Source organism: Metabacillus rhizolycopersici (genome assembly GCF_020075705.1).
In genome coordinates, this window is sequence record NZ_JAIQUM010000079.1 from 1 (window position 1) to 20,221 (window position 20,221).

Here is a 20,221-nt window from a genome sequence, read left to right on the forward strand (position 1 = left end):
CGATGATTCTTTAAGGTTCCCATCATACTGCATCTCTCCTTATTTTTCCTTTTTAGCAGTTTTGACAGGCAAGAACTCACTTAAACTCAAAAAAGGCTGTTGAGAAAAAACTTTCTCAACAGCCTGAAAAAAAGCTAGCATAATGCTAGCTTTTTAAATTCAACTATTAATTAAATTTTCACTTTTAATAAGTTCATTTTGATTAAAAAATAAAGCAATTTCTCGTTCTGCACTTTCAAGGGAATCAGATCCATGAATGATATTCTGACTAACTTGCGTGCTGTAGTCACCACGAATCGTTCCTGGTTCTGCATCTTTAGGATTTGTTTTCCCCATCATCTTACGAGTAAGTTCTACCACGTTTTCACCTTGCCAAACCATTGCAAACACTGGTCCTGATGTTATAAAGCTTACTAATTCGTCATAAAAAGGTTTGCCTTTATGTTCCCCATAATGTTGTTCTGCAAGATTAGTAGGAATCGACATAAGTTTTGCCCCTACTAACTGTAAGCCTTTTCTTTCAAATCTATTAACAATTTCCCCGATAAGTTGACGTTGTACGCCATCGGGTTTGATCATTAAGAATGTTTTTTCCATTTTATTTTCCCCATCCCATCTGAAATTTATGTATAGTCTTTCATATCCCCAAGAAAATAATACCATGTATAAACAGCGTTTTGCAAATAGGGGATGGAGAAAATTAGGTGCTAATTAAAATTTCCGTTTTCCAATATATTTTGCAATTCCATATAACGTCACTTTTGCTCGGTTTTTTGGTAACGTCGCTAATATATCAAATGCTTTTTGAAGGTAGTGATCACTAACCTTAGCAGATTTTTCTATGACATCTGAATCTAGAATTGCTTGTAAGATTGGTTGAATTTCAATTGGAGTCGTTTCATTTGATATTTTTTCAATTTCGGCTTTATATGATGGATTTTCCAAGGCAAATAAAACTGGTAATGTGATGTTTCCTTGAAGTAGATCACTTCCAACTGGTTTACCAAGTTCTTGTTCAGTTGACGTAAAATCAAGAATGTCATCTGTAATTTGAAAGGACATGCCAACATAATAACCAAACCAATACAGTTTTCTATGAATTTCTTCAGGAGCACCTGATGAAATCGCACCTAATTGACAACTTGCGGCAATTAATAGTGCTGTTTTTCTTTTTATTCGTTTCAAATATGTTCGCAAAGATTGATCAAATCGATATTTATCCTTAATTTGCTCTATTTCACCTAAACAAACCTCAACCATTGTTTTTGATAATATTTTGTGAGCCAAAGGATCATCAATATTTGCCATGACCTCTAGAGAACGTGCTAATAAGTAGTCACCAGTATACATCGCTATCCGATTATCCCACTTAGATTTAACTGTAGGCTGTCCCCTACGCAACTCTGCATCATCTACAACATCATCATGTACAAGCGTTGCCATATGAATTGCCTCTAGTGCAACTGCTACATATTTGATTCGATTGATATCATAGTTACCGAACATAGAAGAAAGTAAAACAAAAACAGGTCTAATTCGTTTTCCACCTGCTTTAAGAAGGTCTAAATTTGCTTCTTGTAACAGTGGTTGCTCGGAAATTGCAGTTTTTTCTAGTTCTTTTTCAATTATTGAAAGGTCTGTATTCAAAAAAGAATACGATGCTTTAAATTTCATACTATTCACCTTAATACACCTTATTGTTTAACAAATTTCCATCAATATTTCACATTTGGAATATAAATCTTATTTAGACGCATAAAAATCAAGCATCTCAAGAGTAATCTAAATTAATCATGTTAATTTCCTCGTTTGGTTTTACTCCAAGGTGCATTGCAGCAACTCCTCCAGTAAAAGGTTTAACCTCAATTTGCTCAAAGCCCGCATCTTTAAACATAACAGCAAGTTCCTTCATTCCAGGGAAATCACGTGCAGATTCTTGTAACCATGAGTATTCTTCATAACTCTTAGCAAACATTTTACCAAACAAAGGCATGATATATCGAAAATAGAAATAATAAGCTTGCTTAAAAATTGGTGCAGTTGGTTGTGAGGTTTCCAAACAAATCGCCTTGCCACCTGGCTTCAAAACACGATTCATTTCTCTTAATACTTGCATGTAGTCTGGAACATTTCTTAAACCAAAGCCAATTGTCACAAAATCAAATGTATGATCTTCAAAAGGTAGACTCATTGCATTTCCATGAATTAATTCTAGATTCTTAAGACCTAACTGCTCTACCTTTTGATGGCCTATTTGCAACATATTTTGACTAAAATCTAGTCCCTTAACCTGCCCGTTCGAACCAACTTCATTGGCTAGCGCAATACTCCAATCAGCCGTCCCACAACAAACATCTAATGCTTTTTGACCTGGTTGTACAGCCATCCTCTTCATCGTTTCTTTTCTCCATGCCTTGTGCCGTTGAAAGCTGATGACCGAATTCATTTGATCGTAATTTTTATAAATTTTTTCAAATACGCCATGGACTTTTTCTTCTTTAGATTGATCCATTTCACAAACCTTCTTCCACTGACTTTTTGCTATGTAACGTTTCATGAAAACGGATGGATTTCAAACGTTTAAAGAGCAGATTTTTTATGGCAGGATTTTTCATAACAGCCGACTCTAAAAGTGCAGTAGTTTCCTCAAAGTATTTTTGACATTCCATATTTAAATCGTTAATCGAGAATGGGCTATTATATTTAGGTATATCATAATTTTTCTGTTCGTTCTCATCGTGTAATTTTTCATGAGATAGTCTTTTATATAGTAAAAAGCTAGTAGCGAGCGAATTCCAACAATCAAGGTTAAAATATTCCGTTACCTGCTGAATTAATGCTGTTTCAATAATTACGAGGCTGTTCATCACTGACTGCCTATCCGCATTTTCTACTTGATAGAGCATAATTTTCTGTTCATTGATCTCTTTTATGGCAGTTGCTAATGTACGAATCATATTGATATCATTTACTTCTGCTAACATAAAATAGTATAGACTACTAAAATAATCTCCAGCTAACACTGTTAATTGTCGCTGGACAAATTCCGTCGAATCAATTTCATGTTGTGTTGTTACATTGTCGTGAGTATCAAGGGCAATTTGTACAAGCATAGCTGTCATAATATAACTTTTCCTTAATTCATCTGAAAGATCTATCTCATCAAAAATTGCATAAAAAAGCAAAAGTTTATCCTCATCTATTCTTGGTGAAGGTAAATACTTTCCCAAAAAAGGATGAGCCAGCCTCTTCTCTAACGCAATCTTAATTTTCGCTACTTTCACATAGATGTCCTGCAAATATATCACCCTTGTCCCCAAATTAACATTCTCTCTCTATTGTTATTTACACTAGCTGAATCGATGTATTCATTGATAAAATTAATTGCTAGTGGAAGGAAATTCGTTTCCGTAAAAAATGGAAAATAACACTATAAAGTGTTCGCCTCTATTATTATCCACTATTTCTCACTTTAGAAATTAGTACTTCTCTATAATGATGCAATATACATCGGTAGATTTTGTAAAGTGAGACTACTCGTTAAGAATAGGATAAATATCCATAATCACTTATTCATTTCTAAAATTACAGTTCAATCCATTATAACACAATGACTCTCATTTGTTTTATGTAATCTACATTGGCAATTATACCTTATAAAACACAAATAAAAGCAGGAATCCCTGCTTATTTTCGTGAATCACTTTCTAATTCTCCAACGCTCGTTTGAATTTGTGCTTTGCCTCTAATTTTAATAGCGGAAGTATGTTCAGTAAATTGCGCAATCATTACTTCACCCTTGTCTAATTTTTCAGAGTGATGAAATCTTGTATCAGACCCTCTTGTTAGTCCGATTACGTTCACCCCATCTTCCATTGCTTTAATGACTACATGATCATTTTTTGGATTCATCTTGGCACCTGCCTGTTTACAGATTTTCTCCCTTATTGTAAAAAAGGATACTAGCACTATCATATCATTTACTAGATGATAACGCCTCTCTTTATGTATGATTTCCTTATCTTGTTTCTTTTTTATACTTATCCTTTAATCAAAGACAGTACTTCCGCTCTTGCTGCAGTGTCTGTTCTAAAAATTCCTCTCACTGCAGATGTAACCGTTTGAGAGCCTGGCTTTTTAATCCCTCTCATTGTCATACACATATGTTCTGCTTCAACTATAACCATGACACCATGTGGGTCTAGTGACGTATTGATACTATCAGCAATTGTAGATGTGATTCTCTCTTGTAATTGAGGTCTTCTTGCAACTACTTCTACTGCACGAGCAAGTTTACTTAAACCAGTCACTTTTCCGTCTTTAGGGATATAAGCAACATGTGCTTTTCCGTAAAAAGGGACTAAATGGTGTTCACACATAGAATAAAATGGGATATCCTTTACGAGGACTAACTCTTCATGATCCTCACCGAAGATTGTTTTAAAATATTCTGAAGGATCTTCTTTTAAACCACTGAAAACTTCCTCGTACATTTTTGCAACTCGTTTCGGCGTATCTCGTAGTCCTTCACGTGAAGGATCCTCACCAATTGCTTCAAGGATTAATCCCACCGCTTGTTCAATTTTCTCAAAATTTACCTGGCCCATTTCCATCCTCCCATCCGTTAACGTTTGATTCAGATTCTAGCATATATTATTGAATAAAAGCAAAATATATATTTTCGTTTAAAAAGTCCGACAATAAGTATAAATACAATCGAAATAATCAGCAACACTGAATTTCTACATCTACTAAACATAAATGAAAAGCCCCTTAGAAAGGGGCTTTTGTGAAGATCGATTGTATGTAATAGTCAATACAACTTGATAAACTAATACTTATTTACCTGCTACTGCGTCTTTAAGTGCTTTACCTGGTTTAAAAGCAGGCACCTTGCTTGCAGCAATTTCGATTTCCTCACCAGTTTGTGGGTTACGTCCTTTACGAGCCGCACGCTCACGAACTTCGAAGTTACCAAAACCGATAAGTTGTACTTTATCACCATCTTTTAGAGCATCTAAAATTGTATCGAAAACAGAATCAACTGCTTTAGTTGCGTCTTTTTTAGATAATTCACTAGCTTCTGCTACTGCATTGATCAATTCAGTTTTATTCATGCATTTCACCTCCCCTAAAAAGGATGGAACTCTTATTAGTCTTCATTTCTTCACAATTTTATAAATTTCTATACATGGTAGAACATTAAATAACTAGCAACACCGTTATCTTATATGATTTATTTTCATAATTCAATGATTCATCATCATGCATATCCGTTTATTAGGAAGAATCGACCAATAGAGAAAATAATTTCTTTAAAAAGATTAACACAATCCATCTGGTGAATCAAGTTTTATCCTGATAAAAAACCAATAATATCAAGGTTTTAATGCGTTATACAGAACGAGCGTTTCATATTTTTACAAATTTTAAACATATTTGCTAAAATTGGGGTGATTATTATCTTAAAATATAACATAAATTAGCAATTATTTACTACTTTTTATCAATATGCGAAATAAACTTTTTCAGAATAATAATTTTATTGAAGCATGATACATCTTACTGATTAAAATATTTTTTCCTGGTAAACGATAAAAAGACCTCTTAAGAGAGGCCAATGTGTTATAAAATAATCGCAATTAATCCACCGGAGCCTTCATTAATAATTCTCTCCAATGTTTCCTTTAGTTTGTAACGAGCATTTTCAGGCATTAACGATAGCTTCGCTTGAATGCCTTCACGTACGATTGAGCTTAAACTTCGACCAAAGATATCTGAATTCCAAATCGATAACGGGTTATCCTCAAAGTCTTGCATTAAGTAACGTACTAACTCTTCGGATTGCTTTTCCGTTCCTATGATAGGAGCAAATTCAGATTCTACATCAACTTTAATCATATGGATAGAAGGAGCTACTGCCTTTAGGCGTACACCAAATCTTGATCCTTGGCGGATAATTTCTGGCTCGTCGAGACTCATATCAGCTAACGCGGGTGCAGCAATTCCGTATCCAGTTTGTTTGACCATCCTTAACCCATCTGCAACTTGATCATATTCTGCCTTAGCAAAAGCAAAATCTTGCATTAACTGGAGCAAATGATCTCTTCCTCGAATTTCTACTCCTACAACCTCTTTCAAGATTTGATCATATAAATCATCAGGAGCATATAAATCGATCTCTGCAATCCCTTGCCCCATCTCGATTCCAGCCAAGCTTGCTTTGTTAATAAAGTCATACTCACTAAATTGACCGACTACACGATCAACATCTCTGAGCCTTTTAATATCTTTTACTGTATCTTTGACAGCCTCTTGATAACTTTCACGTAGCCAATGGTTTTCTTTTAATACCATAACCCAGCTAGGAAGATTTACATTTACTTCTAGTACAGGGAACTCATATAAAGATTCCCTTAAGACGTTCAAAACATCTGATTCCCTCATGCTTTCAACACTCATAGCAAGAACAGGAATATCATACGTTTCATTTAGTTGTTGACGAAGAGATTCTGTTTCAGGATGATGAGGATGTACCGTATTAATAATCATAATAAACGGTTTTCCTACTTCTTTTAATTCGTCAATGACTCTCGCTTCCGCTTCTAAGTAATCCTTACGTGGAATATCTCCAATTGATCCATCTGTCGTTATCACACAACCAAGTGTTGAATGTTCTTGTATAACCTTACGTGTTCCAATCTCTGCCGCTTCATGAAATGGTATTGGCTCTTCATACCATGGAGTATTGATCATCCGAGGACCATTTTCATCCTCGTAGCCTTTAGCGCCGGGCACAGTGTAACCTACACAGTCTACTAATCTAATATTGACTTCAAGTCCTTCATCTACATGAATGGACACTGCTTGATTCGGGACAAATTTCGGCTCAGTTGTCATAATCGTCTTACCAGCTGCACTTTGTGGTAATTCATCTTGAGCTCTCGCTTTATCAGATTCATTGTCAATATTAGGTAGTACAACTAATTCCATAAACTTCTTAATAAAAGTAGATTTACCTGTTCTAACTGCACCAACTACTCCTAAGTATATATCGCCACCAGTTCGTTCAGCGATATCCTTGAAAATATCTACTTTTTCCAAGTGATCCCCTCCCGATCATACAATATTGGGATAATGCATATTCGTCTTCATATAGGACACTATAAATGTATGACGTTGTCCTATTTATTTATGACTTCATTGCTGAATTTTTTTCCAATATCGCGATTATTGTTTAATAGTACTTTAAAAGCGAAAAAGAAAACCCTTCGTTTAGAGTTTATTCTCTAAAGAAGGGTTCATGACATATTTATAAAGATTTTTATTAAACAAGGAAACCTGAATTCTCTGAGAGCTTTAAAGGTAATCCTATTACCACCAGTTAATGTGGGATAAACAAAAAACATTCACTGTACTTACTCAACGACAAATACAGGTTCACCCTTGTCATCAATTGTATATGGCAAAGAAAAGGCTGGAACAAAATGTGAATCGGTAACTAATAAATCTCGAATATCATCACCAGACTTATATGAGTGCTCTTTTTCCTGTAGAGCAGTATTCAAATCAATTCGGTAATCTACAAAGACTTCAAGATTTTTATCGATCACCAGCGGTAAATGCTCACCTGAAAATGGACTTTCGACTGTAGGTGGTTCATCATATCCTAACTTGTCATAATCTAATGTATAAATACCATTTGTAACAAGATCCTTAAAAGGAGGGTACCCATTCGCTTGTCGATAAACATCTAGCTTAATATTAAGTTCATGTATTTCATCAGCAATTCGTAAATCAATTAATTTAACTGTAGGGTTTTCCTCTACATCTACAAGAACAAATAAATAGATGCCTCCACTTTCGAATGCCATTCCCGGTGGTTCAGCCATATATTTCGGTGACAAAGCTGTAAATTCTACAGGATATTTTTGATAAATCGGTGTTATCATATCCCTTGTCTTGATTGGAAGCAGGCCACCCGATTCTTCCTGAAAACGATCCACTGAATTTTGAACAACGGCAAGTTGGTCATCATAAGGTATTGTATTTTTTTGCAATTTCCCTTCAGGATAGAGGCAACCAGTTAATAGGATACTGGCGAAGAAAACAGCCGCAATCTTAATAAAATTCATCCTCAATTACTTCCTTTAATATTTATTTAGTCGTTAACAGGTCCACTAAAAACAACAAACAAAATAATAATTCCTGCTAGTATCATAAAAATATAGGCTACTATTGTTACAATAATTTTTAAGATCCCCTTTAATTTAAAGCGACCCAAATAAATAAGTAAAATTGAAATAAACATAAACCCCATCGATGCAAATGAAATCCACATTTTCATAAGGGCTATATTCATATAGACTCCTCCTTAAAAACAATGAAACAAATAACTTGTTTAGTATGTATTAAATTACTCTTTCCGGGCGGCAGTAATCTCCCAACGCTCTTCTTTCTTGCTCTCTGAATCTTGAAGTAGGTGTTTGACATCCAGATAAAAATAGGATAAACACTAATTGTTTCCAAATTTGATTATATTATACTTTATATAGACTGTCCAAGCTAGACATTATCACATACGATTTGCAAGACAAATTGATCAATAGCGAAAACTCATACAGTTGCTATTATTTACACTAATGATTACGCTTACAATGAAGAAAAGTTGATATTTGAGGCCCATCTCTACCTCTCAATAATTTTATAGCTTCCTGGACGAAAAAAAAACTGAAGTAAAGAGGGGACGATCTTTACTCCAGCAATATGAATGACTAAATAGTACCCACCGCTAAGAACAACTCGTATTTAACTACGTTACATTTTATGCGGATATAAATGAGTTTGTATCCTCTAATGCCTAGATATGCCGTGTAAACTTTACAAGATTGGTTTAATGATTAGGCTATCCAAGGAAGACAGGGATTCAGCAACTTCAAATTTATCCGAATCAAATGCAGGTTTTATACCTTATAGGAAATTAAATGGATATTTCAAGGTATTATATGCTTGATGGAATTCAATTGACACCTATTGAATTAACGATTCTCCATGATATTCACTAAATCTTCCATTTCATGTGTTTTACCACGTGCCATTAAAGTATCAACAGCAACTTTTGGTGACTTTCCATTAAATAATACATCATTTAACGCCTCAGTAATTGGCATTTTCACATCATATTTATGGGCAAGCTGGGCTCCAGCTTTAGTTGTACGTACACCTTCTACAACCATTCCCATATTCTCCAACACTTCTTCTAATTTTTGACCTTTTCCAAGTAGATTACCTGCCCGCCAATTTCTAGAATGGACACTTGTACACGTAACAATTAAATCACCAATACCTGTTAGGCCCGAAAATGTTAATGGATTCCCACCCATTTTGCTTCCTAAACGAGCAATTTCAGCAAGTCCTCGAGTGATAAGTGCAGCTTTTGCATTATCTCCATAACCGAGGCCATCTGTAATACCTGCAGCCAAGGCAATAATATTTTTCAAAGCTCCTCCAATTTCAACACCAATAATATCAGGATTTGTATAGACTCGGAAATGTTGATTATTAAATAAGTCTTGTATGTATTCCGCAGCCGCCATATTTTTCGATGATGATGTAACGGTTGTAATATGTCGTTTGCTTACTTCTTCCGCATGGCTAGGTCCAGACAAGACAACTACATCTCTTAGTAAATGACTTGGCATTTCCTCTTCAATTATTTCGGAAATTCGAAGCAAAGTATCAGGTTCAATCCCTTTACTAACATGCACAATCGTAATTGACTCCTGAATCATCTTTGATAGGTCACGCAATACATCTCGAATGGCTTTCGTTGGTACAGCCAAGACCATAGTATGTGCTCCTACTACGCTTTCTTCTAAGCTTGAAAAGCCTACAACATTATTTGGTAATTCAACACCAGGAAGGTATTTTTCATTTTTTCTCGTTTCATTAATTTCTTTTATTAAATCTGCTCGATGGCCCCATAGCTTCACATTGTGCCCATTATCTGCAAGTACAATCGCTAATGCCGTTCCCCAACTTCCGGCTCCTAACACTGTAATTTGTTCCATAATAACACACCCTTTTCAAGTAAAAATCAAAGTAAAAATCCAATCATAAAGTTTTAGCTTTTTTCACATATAGTAAATTTACAGAAAATTACTTTCTTTCTCGAGAAAATATTTTAATTGGTGTTCCCTCAAATTCAAACGCTGCTCGAATTCGATTTTCTAAGAAACGTTCATACGAGAAATGCATTAACTCTGGATCATTCACAAAAACAACAAATGTAGGTGGCTTCACTGCTACCTGTGACGTATAGAATATTTTTAGACGCTTGCCTTTATGTGTAGGAGTTGGATTCATGGCAACAGCATCCATTATGACATCATTTAAGACATTTGTTTGCACTCTTCTTGCGTGGTTTTCACTAGCAAGGATAATATTTGGCATTAACGTATGGATACGTTTTTTTGTGATAGCAGATAAGAAAACAATCGGTGCATAATCTAAAAATTTAAAGTGATCTCGGATGTTTTCTTCAAATTTTTTCATTGTTCGTTCATCTTTATCTACTACATCCCATTTATTAACTACAATGATAACAGACTTACCTGCATCATGGGCATACCCTGCAATATGCTTGTCCTGTTCAATAATTCCCTCTTCACCATTAATGACCACTAATATGACATCCGAACGGTCAATCGCTTTTAGGGCCCTAAGAACACTATATTTTTCAGTTGTTTCATAAACTTTCCCTTTTTTCCTCATTCCAGCAGTGTCGATGATCACAAACTCTCGACCTTCATATTTATATAGTGTATCGATTGCATCACGAGTCGTACCTGCGATATCACTTACAATAACACGTTCTTCTCCTAAAATTGCATTGACCAGTGATGACTTACCAACATTCGGTCTTCCGATTAAAGAAAATTTAATTATTGACTCATCATAATCATCTGAACCTAGGTTTTTAAAATGTTTTGCAACTTCATCTAATAAATCTCCAAGTCCCAATCCATGGGATCCTGAAATCGGAAAAGGTTCCCCGAAGCCTAAGGAATAAAAGTCGTAAATATTTGTACGCATTTCAGGATTATCTACCTTATTAACAGCTAGAACCACTGGTTTATTTGAACGATAGAGGATTTTAGCAACTTCTTCATCAGCAGCTGTAACTCCCTCTCGAACATTTGTTAAAAATATGATGACATCTGCTTCTTCAATCGCAATTTCAGCCTGATGGCGAATTTGTGCTAAAAAAGGCTCATCGCCGATATCGATCCCACCAGTATCAATCATATTAAATTGATAATTCAACCAATCCCCTGAGCTATAAATACGATCTCTTGTAATTCCAGGAATATCCTCTACAATTGAAACACGTTCTCCTACAATTCGGTTAAAAATTGTTGATTTACCTACATTAGGTCGCCCAACAATTGCGACTACTGGTTTTGCCATAAATTACACCCTTCCTATTTTCCAATTCGAAATTTTCGTTTCCACATTGTTCACCATGTAGTGACCAAAATCTTAAGAGAAGAAGTCTTTTCTCAATCTATAAAAATGAGAAGTTGTACATTCAACAATTTATGAAAAATTACTAATTTTCTATTTAAAATGCCCTCTAACATGATCTGTGATTTTCATATCATACTATGTATTAAAATGTGGGATTAAGTGCTACTTCCAACAGTAGGGTTTAATTTCTTCTCCCCTGATGGAGGCTGAGTCTTATCATTGCATCTACGGTTAGTTTCCCCTACTTCTTTGATTTATTTTAGATTAGTGATCGCGAGGATTTACTGACCGTTTAATGCGGGATAAAAGAAACCCTTCCATTTATGTAAGAAGGGCTTAACTTTTATATAGTAGCAGACATCTCACAAATACTCAACTTAGTGTTTCACGATAACGTACAAATCATCACCAATTTTATGAGCAATCCCATCTAAAATAGCTTCAAGATTCTTCGCGTATAAATCCATTTCTTCCTCTGTTTTGCAAATAAATATTGCTGTACCCCCAGCTGGTTTTGTTTCATCTGTCGTAATGATTGCAAGAATATATTTTTCAAGAGCACTCATATTATTCCTCCTAGCGGTTCACCTTCGCTTCAGATGGCATTCTGATTGCATTTTCAAGTGTTGGAACTTCACCAATTACTTGAATCGCTTTTTCAACATCACGGTCTTGAGGAAGAACAAAGATTCCCAGACGACCATTATCCAAATCCCTTTTTACTAATGGTACTAAAGCAGGTGCTCCAGAATCTCGAACGACACCGAGTGCTGTTGATAAATCGTGTAGAACCGCTTGTCTTTGACCTAAATTAGCAATTGTTGCGATTGAATTAAAATTTTTAGGTGTTAAAATAAACCCCATACCATATTTTAAAATAGCCTCTTGATTACTCGGTAACCCGATATTCATAATATAAATTGTATCTACATATAGGCCTGCTCCTTCAAAATGGGGTTCAACATGTTCAATCGTTACGATATCTTTCAATTTCCCACCCGCCATCAGTTTTCTCGAAATGACGAAACAAAAAATCGCGACAATGATTGCAGCATATAGATTAAAAACCAAATAAGCAAACGTTGTTAAAAGGGAGGTGAAAATAACCAAGTAATTCCTACTTTCAAACGCAATTGCAATCCCTTCTATATATGTACTTCCCCGCTTAACCAGTTCAAAATCATCCAAAACGGTTAATGTATTCCTTTCCATGTTTCGAACATCACGAAATTGGGAAGCTGCCAATGTCAGAAAGGTTATCGCAGTAAAATCTTCCTCCATAATCGATGGCACTGCAACGGTGCCTAATCCTGCTGCAATGACACCAAGTGCAATATGTATTATTTTCCCATGTAAATAGGTTGGATATTGTCTGTAATCCGTTCTAAGCATGTGAAGCCTTGTAAGCACGCCCACGATTACACCAAAAATTACTGGCAATGTATATTCATTCATATTAGCCCTGCTTCTCCTTTGCTGGTTTTTCGAGTGTTTGTTCGAGTGAAACAATGAATTGCTGAAATGTTGTCCAAAGATAAATGATGACACAGCCGATGACGACCATATCTAGAAAGGCAGCAGTCCCAATTATTAATCCGCTATGAAACTTTCCGAGTATAAACCAATAGATTAGTTCTCCTTGGCAAACCGCCAATATATACATCGCGTATTTTTGTACAATATGTTTACCTAAATAAATGGCAAGTACACTAACAGTAATACTTACAATCAGCCGATAATCAAATAGAAACCAAACGGGGTCATAGATGTGAAAAAGTAAGATACTAGCATAGGCAAATGTTAATGTAAGGATTATTAAATAATAGGAAAGTGATTTGTTATTGTTTTTCTTTACTGAAAGATAGTATCCTAACCCTAAAAACAACAATAGTGAAATCCTTACATGGAAATGTCCGATTACCCAATAAAGTTCACTAATACATATATTTACCAATAAAAAAATTGTTAGCTTTATACGTATTTTCTGCTTTTTCATAAAAAAAGTAGTTATTATCCATGCAATCCACATCATCCAGTAATAAAAGATCCCTTCCACGCTCCACCCCTCCTACTATTCCCATTATGTCTTTTTCCAATTACATTTAATCGGAAAATTAGCAAAAAATAACATGATTAATAACAGATTGGAGACAAAAACTAAAATTATATGATAGGAGGTTTTACAAAGTGGGAAAAGATCGCCAAGAAAAAAAACTAAAAAAAAGCAAAAGAGTTGAATCTGATCGAGATCAATCACTTAATTACCCTGGTGCTACTACATTAGAAGGTCCAGAATCTGCTAAAGCACGAAATAAATAAAGCATGAATTTCATTAGAGAGGATTTTTATCTACACCACTATTAGTCAGCTTGACTTACCTTAGATTCAGAACAAAAGCGCAAGCGTCCGTTCAGCAACGTATGAACTGAAACACTCCGAATCTAGCTGTGGCTCCGCTTTTTAGTGTATGAGATAAAGGAAACACGAAGAGCGAATGCGATTCGATGTTGACTTAGCGTATAAAGAGGGTGAAGTTCACTGAGCGCTGGAGCTGAATGCAGTGCGCTTATCCACAGCACAAGAATTTTATATTTTCCTAAACGACGAAGAAAATAAAAATGGCTAGTTGATTGAAAAACCAACTAGCCATTTTTACTTTAATAAATATTTTTAAGAAGTACCAGTCTACTGCCGATGCTCTTAATGCTTATTTAGATCACAATTATTTTAGTTTTTTTAATTGGTCGCCAATCATTTCTCCTAATTGGAAGCCAGATGAAGACTCTTCTTGAGCTTGATAATTTCGGAAATCCTCGTCCGTTGCTTTTGGAGATTCTTCTAATTCACGAATACTTAACGAAATACGTTGATCTGATTCATTGACATCCAAAACTTTAACTTTAACAGATTGATTTTGATCCAATACATCATGTGGCGTGCCAATATGTTTATTTGAAATTTGGGAAATGTGAACAAGACCTTCAACACCAGGTAAAATCTCTACAAACGCACCGAATGATACCAGTCGTTTCACTTGTCCATCAAGAACATCCCCAGCCTTCACTTTATCTGTTATGTTAGCCCAAGGTCCTGGAAGAGTTTCTTTAATAGATAACGAAATCCTTTCATTATCGCGATCAACAGCTAATACTTTAACAGTTACTGATTGCCCTTCTTCAACAACATCTGATGGTTTATCGATATGTGTATGTGAAAGTTGAGAAATATGAACTAACCCATCAATGCCTCCGATATCAACAAATGCACCAAAATCAGTGAGACGTTGTACAGTTCCTTCAATCGTTGATCCAACTGTAATCGAATCTAGTAATGTCGATTTCTTTTCAGACTTTTCCTTTTCAATGACAGCTCGATGTGAAAGAATCACTCTGTTTTTCTCACGATCTAACTCAACGACGATTAAAGAAAGCATTTTTCCCATATACTCTGAGAAATCTTCCACAAAATGCGCTTCAACTAATGATGCAGGAATAAAACCCCTTACTCCTAAATCGACGACAAGCCCACCTTTTACTACATCTTTCACTTCTGCTTCAAAGATTTCTTTTGATTCGAATTTCTGCTCTAAAGAATCCCAAGCCTTCTCAGCATCAACAGCTCTCTTTGAAAGGACTAATGCTTCCTCTTCGACCTTCAATACTTTTAATTCTAGTTCATCATTTTCATTTGTCACATCAGAAGCTTTTTCTACATGAAGGCTGGAAAGCTCGCTAATTGGGATAATACCAGTATGCTTACAGTTTTCTATTTCGACAATAACTTGTTTTTCTTCCACCTTCGTCACAATACCTTTCACAATATCACCAACTTCAGGTGTTACCACATGTACGCTATTTAATTCTTCTACCATCTCAATTACCTCCTTGGTCAAAACCTGCGCGACTTTTGATTTAATATATGTAAGATTGCATTCTAGTAAAGGTTATTTCTAATCTTAAATAATAAAATAAAAAATAACTCTTTTATTAAACTTCTAATAAATGCTACTTTTTGTCAAGTAATAAGTACTAATATTCAATTTATTTTTTTAGGAGCTTTTCTATTTCTCCCATAATAATATTAGACATTTCTTCAGTAGATACTTTTTTTTCTCGGTATTCATCCATTGGAATTGGCTTTCCATAAACAACCTGTAGAGGTTTGAAAGGTTTATATGGGCCAATAATTGCACATGGCACGACAGCTGCAGTTGAGCGAAGAGCAAAGAACCCAGCTCCCGCTTGCCCTTTACCTAATTCGCCATTTTTACTCCTAGTTCCTTCTGGAAAAAAGCCTAAAACGTTTCCTTCTTTTAATATTTTTAGACCTGTACGTAGTGCTTCACGGTCACTTCCACCCCGATTAACAGGGAATGTACCGAAATTATCGAGTAGATTTTTTAGAATAGGAACTTTAAAAAGTTCAGCTTTCGCCATAAAAAACACTTTTCTTGGTGCAGTAACACCAACTACTGGTGGGTCAAAATTACTAATATGATTTGTACAGAGCAGTACCCCGCCCTCTTTAGGAAAATTCTCTAGTCCTTCGACTTTAATTCTATACGTTGGTTTTAAAATACCTGCTACAATTGATCTTGCAAATGGATATAAAGACACACTATCAAAGCCTTTCCACTATATAATCTTCAATTTTTTTTACGACATCAAGTATAGACAAAGCTGTAGTGTCAATCTCGATTGCGTCTTCCGCTTTCTTCAATGGGGCAATTTCTCTTTCAGAATCGAGCTTATCACGATTCGCAATTTCTTGTTTTAACTGTTCAAAATCTGATGAATAGCCCTTTTTTTGATTTTCTTGATGTCGTCTATTTGCTCGCTCCTCAACAGATGCTTTCAAAAAAATCTTCACTTCTGCATCCGGTAAAACATGAGTTCCAATATCCCGGCCATCCATTACAACGCCACCTTCAGTTGCAAATTGACGTTGACGCTTTAACATTTCCTCTCTTACTTGTGAATGCATTGCAACGATAGAAACATTATTTGTTACTTCATTTGATCGAATAATTTCTGTTACATTCTCATCATTTACCATTACGATTTGCCCATCTACAGTAGGATGTAGTTCAATATTTAGTCTCGATAAGACATTCGCTACTTTCTCTTCATCATGAAGATCAATGTCTTCTTGTAATGCTTTATATGTTAGTGCACGGTACATTGCACCAGTATCTATATAAATATAGGAATAATGTTCAGCAATAATTTTAGCAACCGTGCTTTTTCCAGCAGCTGCTGGACCATCGATTGCAATTGAAAGTTTCTTTTTCATATGTCCTCCAAATAGTTTAATAGTCTAATAGTTGTTGTATTAAGACTGCAACGTTGAACGCATTTTACCCTCTACTCTTACTTCAGAAATTCCACAGGTGGTTTACCATGTTTCAATTCGATTTTTTTATTTCCTACGACGCATAAATGAAGCAGGTCATTATCTGTACCTGCGTCATCTTTTTTGACTAAATGTTTCAAGCCATTCTGTAATGGTTATTTTATTTACACCTTCATATTGTACTACACGAGAAAGATATGGTTGAATAGCAGATTGCTGAATTAATAACTGGGCGCATACTAAGGCTACAAATTGAATGACAATTAGCTTAATTAAAATTCGTTCGAACCGTTTCATCATTTCAACTCCGGTTTTAAAAAAAGCATAAGTTTCTAGTATCACTAAGATACAACCAACTATAAACTGAGTGTATGTCAACCACTTATTCATGAACATTGTAGTTGTCAGTAATTGAACAGACAGCTCGAGCAATATTTAATAGTATGTATATAAACACCGAAAATTATTCAATATTTAGCCCTTTTCTACGCATTAGAATTTGTTGTTGAAAACAAAATCTAATTAATGTTTGACGTGTTTCAGTATCGATATTTAAGAACTGTAATGGTGCTTTTAAGAATAAGTCATTTTCAGCAGGAGTAAAACGAACAATCTTTGCAATCGTCTTTATGTATTTAATTGTTTCATTTTGAAAGGGTAGAGAAATCCAAACAATGACTTCTTGATCTTGCTTCAATTTTGTAGATTTTGGGATTAGAATCGCTGCACCACCTGCACTAATGTCTGTTGTGACAGCGGTTAGTGGCTGAAATTCACCATTCATTGGGTGAATCGCAACATCCAACGTAGTATCTATCCTAACATATTTTCTTCTTTGAATTCGAACCAACTGATCGTCACCTGGGTATGTTAATGAAAGCATCGGAATATTTTCCTTCACACGGTCCGTTATTTCTGTTTGAAAACGATAGGCGATTTGATCATTATTTACAAAAGAGGCAACAAGCTCTGTACCAACCATTAAAAATGCAGTACGCCCTGTACTTATATTAATTGGATAATCAATATATAATTGATTATCTTTTAGTTCAACAAGCTTACATTTTAATATTTCCGCTTTTTCATCAATCGTTTCTATATTTATGACATCACCAATTTTTAGCACAAAATCACTCTTTCTAATGACTCTCTTTCTTATTAAATCATGGACTATTCCGATGTGCAAGAGTTCAAAAACTAGATTATGCTAAATGATTAAGTAATGTGAATCTTCTATCTGCCAAAGCCTTTATGGTCAGGATCAAATACGTTCAACTTCGTTAAGGCGAGACTTCCTTAGCTCTTTTTCAGGCAATTCTTCCCACATGCGGGATAAAAGAAAGAGAGGTTATCACCCAAAACTAACCTTGGGTATATCCTCTCTTTCTCTTCTCTAAATTTTCATTTTACACTTCTTGGAATATCGGCTCTGGATTTTTCAATTTTTCAATTTTTTCTTCTGTACCATTTTCTGCTTCAATAAAGATGCGATACGTATCTTTATTTATTGTACCTAGAAATTCATAACAAAGAACTTCTTCCCCGAGATCATTTGTTATAATCGCTAGTCTGTCATCTTGTACTTCCAAGCTTGGATTTAACATTTTTGCCGCTTCTTCTTTCGAAATTTTAGGCTTTGGTATTTCTCTATGTTTATGTGCGAGTAAATAGTCACGCGCAGAAAAACCTATTACTTGACCATCATCTAATGCAACCTTCATTCTAAGAGCATCAGGATAAATTCGCACATTATCCACAATTGAAACAAAAGAAAAGACCCCAACATTGTCAAATTGAGCACTTTCATAAAGATCAAGATCATTAAATCCATGCTTTTTTAAAAAATCTCTTGCATTATTCGATGCATCATTTAGACTGATTTTCTGCTCTTTTATGTCTCGATTTTGTACTAAATAAATTGGATGTCCACCTTTTTTAGTGAAATCCATATTAAAATCTGCATTATTCTTTTTATCGTGCAAGGAGACACTATAAAATCCAAACAATGAGCCTTCTCCATTTTCTGTTACTTTGATGTCTGTAACATCGTTCTCTACATATTTTTTAGCAATCTCTTTTACTTCTTCCTCGCTTATATCTTTGCCTTCTAGCTTTTCAAAACCTTTTTTCATATTTGTTTTCATAGCTGTAGAACTGGTACCAAAATCAGCTTCTGAATATCCACCAACATTCTCTTCCACTGTTTCAAATCCATCTATTATTGTGTTGTCCCCTTGCTTTTGTCCAGAAGCTAATGCTAACTCCACATCCATCCACCGCAAATTGTTTTCAATTGCTAAATGCTGAACATTTCGAAGTTCATTTTGAATATCAGCAGACTTAGCATACATTGATTCAAGCGTTTTATATTCAGCATTTGAGAGTGGTTCTTTTTCTAAATCGCGTACTGCAGTCCGATAACTAAATTCGCTTATCCCTGCTAAAAATTCTTCTGTTTTATTAAACGGCATTAAAGCTAAAGGCAATTGCCCAACATCAGACTGTGCTTCCGATGTTATTCTCCAAACATCTACCAGCGCTGGGGATAAAGATTTTTTTGAATTCATTGCAAGTGTCGCTCCAATTCGATCGTGTAATTGGTCCACTCGATAAGTTAAATCATGAAAGGCACGTTGATAACTATTCTCTGCTTGGAGTAGAACCGCATTTTTTTCTTGGTGTTCTTTATATCCCCAATACCCTGAACCGATAACTGCAACCGATAAAGCACCAATTAAGACTCCACGTATCATCTCTTATCACCCTTTCTATTCACAAAAAATATGTTTTCCGATCCGTTTAATTTGTGGTCTGCCCCAAATCCAAGCACTTGTAGCTGTATCTGGGTTAAAATAATAAAGTGCTTGTTCACTCGGATCAAATCCATTAATCGCATCGATTACTGCCTTTTTTGCTTGTTCATTTGGTGTAAGCCAAATCTGCCCATCTGCTACGGCCGTAAACGCACGTGGTTCAAAAATAACACCTGCAATTGTATTGGGAAATATCGGGTTCTTAACACGATTTAATATTACCGATGCTACTGCTACTTGTCCGATATATGGTTCGCCCCTCGCTTCTCCATATACCGCATTAGCCATTAATTGGATATCATTTTGAGAATAACCACCTGGTAAATTGACTGCTGTTGAATCTTTTTGTTTTTCTTTTTGTTGCGCTTGTTGTTGGTTTTGTTGTGCTTGTTGTTGCTGCTTTTGTTGTGCTTGCTGTTGCTCCTTTTGCTGCTGGTTTTGTTGTGCTTGTTGTTGCTCCTTTTGCTGCTGGTTTTGTTGTGCTTGTTGTTGCTCCTTTTGCTGCTGGTTTTGTTGTGCTTGTTGTT

General features: G+C 35.3%; 23 protein-coding genes. 1 reads left to right on the forward strand and 22 read right to left on the reverse strand.

The window, feature by feature from the left end:
- Positions 1-159 precede the first annotated feature (159 nt).
- From ndk to K9V48_RS22905, 15 genes are all read right to left on the reverse strand, one after another.
- Positions 160-597 carry a nucleoside-diphosphate kinase gene (ndk, locus tag K9V48_RS22835; protein WP_224141426.1) on the reverse strand — a complete coding sequence of 146 codons (438 nt, stop codon included), beginning with the start codon at positions 595-597 and terminating at the stop codon, positions 160-162.
- A gap of 114 nt (positions 598-711) precedes the next feature.
- Positions 712-1,674 (reverse strand): heptaprenyl diphosphate synthase component II, encoded by a 963-nt coding sequence (gene hepT, locus K9V48_RS22840; RefSeq protein ID WP_224141427.1) that lies wholly within the window; start codon positions 1,672-1,674, stop codon positions 712-714.
- Positions 1,675-1,771: 97 nt separating this feature from the next.
- Positions 1,772-2,512, reverse strand: coding sequence for a demethylmenaquinone methyltransferase (locus K9V48_RS22845; protein WP_224141428.1), 741 nt, complete (start codon positions 2,510-2,512; stop codon positions 1,772-1,774).
- A 1-nt stretch (position 2,513) separates the two neighbouring features.
- Positions 2,514-3,284 carry a heptaprenyl diphosphate synthase component 1 gene (locus tag K9V48_RS22850; RefSeq protein ID WP_224141429.1) on the reverse strand — a complete coding sequence of 257 codons (771 nt, stop codon included), beginning with the start codon at positions 3,282-3,284 and terminating at the stop codon, positions 2,514-2,516.
- Between the two features lie 403 nt (positions 3,285-3,687).
- Positions 3,688-3,912 carry a trp RNA-binding attenuation protein MtrB gene (gene mtrB, locus K9V48_RS22855; protein ID WP_111614252.1) on the reverse strand — a complete coding sequence of 75 codons (225 nt, stop codon included), beginning with the start codon at positions 3,910-3,912 and terminating at the stop codon, positions 3,688-3,690.
- A gap of 128 nt (positions 3,913-4,040) precedes the next feature.
- The gene (gene folE, locus K9V48_RS22860; RefSeq protein ID WP_224141430.1) at positions 4,041-4,607 is read right to left on the reverse strand and encodes a GTP cyclohydrolase I FolE; all 567 of its coding nucleotides are present in this window, start codon (positions 4,605-4,607) and stop codon (positions 4,041-4,043) included.
- 231 nt (positions 4,608-4,838) lie between these two features.
- Positions 4,839-5,117, reverse strand: a complete 279-nt coding sequence (gene hbs / locus K9V48_RS22865) for a non-specific DNA-binding protein Hbs (protein ID WP_111614250.1) — start codon at positions 5,115-5,117, stop codon at positions 4,839-4,841.
- Between the two features lie 508 nt (positions 5,118-5,625).
- Entirely contained in the window at positions 5,626-7,104 is a 1,479-nt protein-coding gene (spoIVA, locus tag K9V48_RS22870) for a stage IV sporulation protein A (RefSeq protein WP_224141431.1), read from the reverse strand.
- Positions 7,105-7,418: 314 nt separating this feature from the next.
- Positions 7,419-8,135 (reverse strand): YphF family lipoprotein, encoded by a 717-nt coding sequence (locus K9V48_RS22875; RefSeq protein WP_224141432.1) that lies wholly within the window; start codon positions 8,133-8,135, stop codon positions 7,419-7,421.
- Positions 8,136-8,161: 26 nt separating this feature from the next.
- Positions 8,162-8,362 (reverse strand): DUF2768 domain-containing protein, encoded by a 201-nt coding sequence (locus K9V48_RS22880; protein WP_224141433.1) that lies wholly within the window; start codon positions 8,360-8,362, stop codon positions 8,162-8,164.
- Between the two features lie 676 nt (positions 8,363-9,038).
- Positions 9,039-10,070, reverse strand: coding sequence for an NAD(P)H-dependent glycerol-3-phosphate dehydrogenase (locus tag K9V48_RS22885; RefSeq protein WP_224141434.1), 1,032 nt, complete (start codon positions 10,068-10,070; stop codon positions 9,039-9,041).
- 88 nt (positions 10,071-10,158) lie between these two features.
- A complete protein-coding gene (gene der, locus K9V48_RS22890) occupies positions 10,159-11,469 on the reverse strand; it encodes a ribosome biogenesis GTPase Der (protein WP_224141435.1) in 1,311 nt (436 codons plus the stop codon).
- A gap of 437 nt (positions 11,470-11,906) precedes the next feature.
- Entirely contained in the window at positions 11,907-12,095 is a 189-nt protein-coding gene (locus K9V48_RS22895; RefSeq protein ID WP_111614244.1) for a capping complex subunit for YIEGIA, read from the reverse strand.
- A 10-nt stretch (positions 12,096-12,105) separates the two neighbouring features.
- The gene (locus K9V48_RS22900) at positions 12,106-12,984 is read right to left on the reverse strand and encodes a YIEGIA family protein (RefSeq protein WP_224141436.1); all 879 of its coding nucleotides are present in this window, start codon (positions 12,982-12,984) and stop codon (positions 12,106-12,108) included.
- 1 nt (position 12,985) lies between these two features.
- Positions 12,986-13,585 (reverse strand): YphA family membrane protein, encoded by a 600-nt coding sequence (locus tag K9V48_RS22905; protein ID WP_224141437.1) that lies wholly within the window; start codon positions 13,583-13,585, stop codon positions 12,986-12,988.
- A gap of 131 nt (positions 13,586-13,716) precedes the next feature.
- Here K9V48_RS22905 and K9V48_RS22910 point away from each other — a divergent pair, with 131 nt between their 5' ends.
- Entirely contained in the window at positions 13,717-13,848 is a 132-nt protein-coding gene (locus K9V48_RS22910) for a YpzI family protein (protein ID WP_111614241.1), read from the forward strand.
- Between the two features lie 403 nt (positions 13,849-14,251).
- On the opposite strand, the gene rpsA is transcribed toward K9V48_RS22910, so the two are convergent.
- The 7 genes from rpsA to K9V48_RS22945 all read right to left on the reverse strand — a co-directional run.
- Complete coding sequence (gene rpsA, locus K9V48_RS22915) at positions 14,252-15,400, reverse strand: 30S ribosomal protein S1 (RefSeq protein ID WP_224141438.1); 1,149 nt, start codon at positions 15,398-15,400, stop codon at positions 14,252-14,254.
- A 169-nt stretch (positions 15,401-15,569) separates the two neighbouring features.
- Positions 15,570-16,145 (reverse strand): lysophospholipid acyltransferase family protein, encoded by a 576-nt coding sequence (locus K9V48_RS22920; RefSeq protein WP_224141439.1) that lies wholly within the window; start codon positions 16,143-16,145, stop codon positions 15,570-15,572.
- A 4-nt stretch (positions 16,146-16,149) separates the two neighbouring features.
- Entirely contained in the window at positions 16,150-16,821 is a 672-nt protein-coding gene (gene cmk, locus K9V48_RS22925; RefSeq protein ID WP_224141440.1) for a (d)CMP kinase, read from the reverse strand.
- Positions 16,822-16,995: 174 nt separating this feature from the next.
- The gene (locus tag K9V48_RS22930; protein ID WP_224141441.1) at positions 16,996-17,178 is read right to left on the reverse strand and encodes a YpfB family protein; all 183 of its coding nucleotides are present in this window, start codon (positions 17,176-17,178) and stop codon (positions 16,996-16,998) included.
- A 166-nt stretch (positions 17,179-17,344) separates the two neighbouring features.
- On the reverse strand, positions 17,345-18,007 hold the full coding sequence (locus K9V48_RS22935) for a flagellar brake protein (RefSeq protein WP_224141442.1): 663 nt from the start codon (positions 18,005-18,007) through the stop codon (positions 17,345-17,347).
- Between the two features lie 280 nt (positions 18,008-18,287).
- The gene (gene ypeB / locus K9V48_RS22940; protein ID WP_224141443.1) at positions 18,288-19,634 is read right to left on the reverse strand and encodes a germination protein YpeB; all 1,347 of its coding nucleotides are present in this window, start codon (positions 19,632-19,634) and stop codon (positions 18,288-18,290) included.
- 15 nt (positions 19,635-19,649) lie between these two features.
- A partial coding sequence (locus K9V48_RS22945; protein ID WP_224141444.1) for a cell wall hydrolase occupies positions 19,650-20,221 on the reverse strand: 572 nt, incomplete at its 5' end.

Excerpts from the sequence above, each read along its gene's own strand:
- K9V48_RS22895 (WP_111614244.1), bottom strand. The coding sequence starts at position 12,095 with ATGAGTGCTCTTGAAAAATATATTCTTGCAATCATTACGACAGATGAA.
- mtrB (WP_111614252.1), bottom strand. The coding sequence starts at position 3,912 with ATGAATCCAAAAAATGATCATGTAGTCATTAAAGCAATGGAAGATGGG.
- der (WP_224141435.1), bottom strand. The coding sequence starts at position 11,469 with ATGGCAAAACCAGTAGTCGCAATTGTTGGGCGACCTAATGTAGGTAAA.
- K9V48_RS22880 (WP_224141433.1), bottom strand. The coding sequence starts at position 8,362 with ATGAATATAGCCCTTATGAAAATGTGGATTTCATTTGCATCGATGGGG.
- rpsA (WP_224141438.1), bottom strand. The coding sequence starts at position 15,400 with ATGGTAGAAGAATTAAATAGCGTACATGTGGTAACACCTGAAGTTGGT.
- ndk (WP_224141426.1), bottom strand. The coding sequence starts at position 597 with ATGGAAAAAACATTCTTAATGATCAAACCCGATGGCGTACAACGTCAA.
- K9V48_RS22885 (WP_224141434.1), bottom strand. The coding sequence starts at position 10,070 with ATGGAACAAATTACAGTGTTAGGAGCCGGAAGTTGGGGAACGGCATTA.
- K9V48_RS22875 (WP_224141432.1), bottom strand. The coding sequence starts at position 8,135 with ATGAATTTTATTAAGATTGCGGCTGTTTTCTTCGCCAGTATCCTATTA.
- hbs (WP_111614250.1), bottom strand. The coding sequence starts at position 5,117 with ATGAATAAAACTGAATTGATCAATGCAGTAGCAGAAGCTAGTGAATTA.
- folE (WP_224141430.1), bottom strand. The coding sequence starts at position 4,607 with ATGGGCCAGGTAAATTTTGAGAAAATTGAACAAGCGGTGGGATTAATC.
- ypeB (WP_224141443.1), bottom strand. The coding sequence starts at position 19,634 with ATGATACGTGGAGTCTTAATTGGTGCTTTATCGGTTGCAGTTATCGGT.
- K9V48_RS22900 (WP_224141436.1), bottom strand. The coding sequence starts at position 12,984 with ATGAATGAATATACATTGCCAGTAATTTTTGGTGTAATCGTGGGCGTG.
- K9V48_RS22930 (WP_224141441.1), bottom strand. The coding sequence starts at position 17,178 with ATGAAACGGTTCGAACGAATTTTAATTAAGCTAATTGTCATTCAATTT.
- cmk (WP_224141440.1), bottom strand. The coding sequence starts at position 16,821 with ATGAAAAAGAAACTTTCAATTGCAATCGATGGTCCAGCAGCTGCTGGA.
- hepT (WP_224141427.1), bottom strand. The coding sequence starts at position 1,674 with ATGAAATTTAAAGCATCGTATTCTTTTTTGAATACAGACCTTTCAATA.
- K9V48_RS22845 (WP_224141428.1), bottom strand. The coding sequence starts at position 2,512 with ATGGATCAATCTAAAGAAGAAAAAGTCCATGGCGTATTTGAAAAAATT.